This is a genomic window from Polynucleobacter sp. 39-46-10, from assembly GCF_002282275.1.
On the sequence record NZ_NCJB01000471.1, the window covers coordinates 1 to 1,404 of the forward strand.

A 1,404-nucleotide genomic window follows, 5' to 3' on the forward strand; every position below is an offset into this window, starting at 1 on the left:
GCAAATCTTCGGGCTGAGACAAATTTTCGTAGTGCGATGGAAAACTCAACGCCAGTTGGAATTCGCGCACATGATATGAATCGGGCGATCACCTATGTCAACCCTGCTTTTTGCGAGATGACTGGTTGGTCTGCGGAAGAGCTGATAGGACTTAGTCCCCCTTTTGCTTTCTGGCCTGAGGATCAAAAGGAGGAGCTCACCAAAAAAATGCATCAAGCTCTCCAGATGACCCTCAATCAAGATAAGAAGATTGGGGTCGAGGGCTCAATCCTCCACCGTAACGGCTCAGTCATCCAGACCCGAACATTTATTGCTCCATTGATTGATGAAAAGGGCAAACAAACTGGTTGGATCACCTCATTAATTGATATTTCTGAGCCAAAGAAAATTCGTGAGGAATTAGCTGCGTCACAAGAGCGATTCATTACTGTTTTAGAAGGTTTAGATGCATCAGTTTCAGTGGTCTCCAATGAAACGGGTGAGCTATTGTTTGCAAATCGCTTCTATCGCGAACGTTTTGGTAGCTCTGCTAAAGGTCATTGTGATTTAGCCGGAGGTGAGATCAAACAAAAAATATTTCAAGCTTCAATTGAGGCCAGTTCAGCCTCGTCCCTGCATCAAGAAACAGAGTCAGAAGAAATTCAATTACTGGATCCAGCAACAGGAACTTCCAAGTGGTATGAAGTACGTAGACGTTTTTTACCGTGGGTTGATGGACAGTTAGCTCAACTACTGATTGCAACAGATATTACGATTCGTATTGAAGCGGAAGATTTAGCCCGTCAACAAGAAGAGCGTATGCAATTCTCTAGCCGCTTAACAACTATGGGTGAAATGGCGTCATCACTTGCTCATGAGTTAAATCAACCGCTCGCCGCAATCTCCAACTACTGCATGGGTGTAGCTAAACGATTGCAAGGGCAACTTGAACCCGGCTTGCAGAAAGATATTCTTCCTGCGCTAGAAAAAGCCTCCGACCAAGCGCATAGAGCTGGAACCATCATTCAGCGTATTAAAGGTTTTGTGAAGCGTAGTGAACCACAACGAAAATCTTCTGACATCAGTGAAATTATTAATGATGCGGTTGGCTTAGTGGAGATCGAAGCCCATCGACACCGCCTGAACATTGCTACAGAAATTGCTGAAAATATCCCACCGGTTGATGTAGATCCCGTATTAATTTTGCAGGTCTTAGTAAACCTTCTTAAGAATTCCTTGGATAGTATGCGAGAGGTTTACCCTCTCTCATCTCGCTGGTCTGCCCCTCCAGTCAAAATTTCAGCCGATCTAGAAACCAGCACTTTTCCCGCAATGCTCCGGATCCAAGTGACTGATACTGGCGCTGGAATCGCTGATTCCGTTATCGAACGGATGTTTGAACCCTTTTTTAGCACTAAAAACGAT

Annotated in this window: 1 protein-coding gene; it reads left to right on the top strand. The window is 44.7% G+C overall.

All coding sequences use genetic code 11. The features are described from left to right. On the top strand, positions 1 to 1,404 hold a 1,404-nt coding region (locus B7X71_RS16880; RefSeq protein ID WP_293601594.1), incomplete at both ends, for a PAS domain S-box protein.